Genomic DNA, 1072 nt, shown 5'->3' with positions numbered 1-1072 from the left:
AGTGAGAACAGCGGCATAGCGCGCGGGCAATCTGCCGCGCTTGCGGGTCGTGGTCATTGGGATTTTCCCTGAGGTGTCCGGTCGAGCGCATAGGCATCCGTTGGCCGCTTGCGGCGCAATTGCCCGGAACGACCGGGGATGGATGCGTTGTTTGACGTCAGACGCTTACGGAGCGGTCGTCGACCCTCGCGCGCCTTTTAGCGGCGAGCTTTTGCGAAATCAATCCCGCTGGCGCCATTTTCAGATACATCGTAAGATATATCTTGACTCGAGGAAACGGCGGGCCTAATTGAGATATATCGTAAGACATAACTCAAGGAGCAATCCATGCACAGACGTCATCCTTTCGGCGAGCGCGCCGAGCGCGCTTTCCTGCATATGGCCGGCAAGTTCGGCGGTCGCGGCGGCGGTTTCGGTCCGTTCGGGGCCGGCATGCGCGGCGGCGGCCGCGGCGGCCCGGGCGACATGTTCCGCGCCGGGCGCATGCTGGCCGACGGCGATCTCAAGCTGATCACGCTGTCGCTGCTGGCCGAGGCGCCGCGCCACGGCTACGACATCATCAAGGCGCTGGAGGAGCGCACCAGCGGCATCTACAGCCCAAGCCCGGGCGTGGTCTATCCGACGCTGACCTTCCTGGAAGAGGCGGGCTATGCCATCTCCTCGGCGGAGGGCAACAAGAAGGTGTTCTCGATCACCGAGGCCGGACAGGCGCATCTCGACGAGAACCGCGAGATGATCGACCACGTGCTCGACCATCTCGAACGCTTCGGCCGCAAGATGGCCAAGGCGCGCGACTGGTTCGGCTGGAACGACGACGGCGAGGAGGGCGGCCGGCATCGCGGGCGCCACGAAAAGCGCGATGCGTTCCGTGCCGTGCGCCACCGGCTGCGCGCGGCGCTCAGCGAAATCGTCGATGCGCCGGAAGACAAGCAGGCGCAGGCGATGAGCATCCTGGAAGATGCCGCCGCGGCGCTTGAAGCGCTGTCGCGCCGCTGAAGCCGCCAGCAACCCTCGCAAAAAAAGCCCGGAAGATCCGGGCTTTTTTCGTTGCTGGAGCCGCACGTATCTGGGA

Annotated in this window: 1 protein-coding gene; it reads left to right on the top strand. The window is 64.5% G+C overall.

What is annotated here, in order from left to right:
* Positions 1 to 327: 327 nt before the first annotated feature.
* Positions 328 to 996, top strand: a complete 669-nt coding sequence (locus tag EN745_RS35120) for a PadR family transcriptional regulator (protein ID WP_127423337.1) — start codon at positions 328 to 330, stop codon at positions 994 to 996.
* Positions 997 to 1072 lie beyond the last annotated feature (76 nt).

The sequence above is a fragment of the Mesorhizobium sp. M4A.F.Ca.ET.022.05.2.1 genome (assembly GCF_003998845.1).
In the GTDB taxonomy this organism is placed as follows: domain Bacteria; phylum Pseudomonadota; class Alphaproteobacteria; order Rhizobiales; family Rhizobiaceae; genus Mesorhizobium.
Note: the sequence above shows the minus strand (reverse complement) of the source record. Positions and strands in the feature narration are given on the sequence as shown.

Excerpts from the sequence above, each read along its gene's own strand:
- EN745_RS35120 (WP_127423337.1), top strand. The coding sequence starts at position 328 with ATGCACAGACGTCATCCTTTCGGCGAGCGCGCCGAGCGCGCTTTCCTG.